The organism is Undibacterium sp. RTI2.2, from assembly GCF_035018705.1.
Taxonomy (GTDB): Bacteria; Pseudomonadota; Gammaproteobacteria; order Burkholderiales; family Burkholderiaceae_D; genus Undibacterium.
In genome coordinates, this window is the sequence record NZ_JASJXN010000155.1 from 1 (window position 1) to 323 (window position 323).

Below are 323 nucleotides of genomic sequence, written 5' to 3' on the forward strand. Positions count from 1 at the left end.
ATGGTGCGCGAATGCGCTCTGGCCTATATCACTCGCGCCGGTGTAGAAGTCGGCGTCGCATCGACCAAAGCCTTCACAACACAATTGGCAGCGCTATTCTTGTTGGCACTGACACTGGCGCAAAGCAAAGACAGGCTCAGCGATGAGCAAGAAGCCGAACACATCAAAGCCCTGCGCCACTTACCTGTAGCGATCACTGCGGTGCTGGCATTGGAGCCACAGATCATCGCCTGGTCAGAAGAGTTCGCCCGCAAAGAAAACGCCTTATTCTTAGGCCGCGGCATGCACTACCCAATCGCTTTGGAAGGCGCATTAAAGCTGAA

The 323-nt window shown here is 54.8% G+C and carries 1 pseudogene; it reads left to right on the top strand.

Annotated features, from left to right (window positions below):
- Positions 1–323, top strand: a pseudogene (locus tag QN395_RS21525) (glutamine--fructose-6-phosphate aminotransferase); the annotation flags it as partial.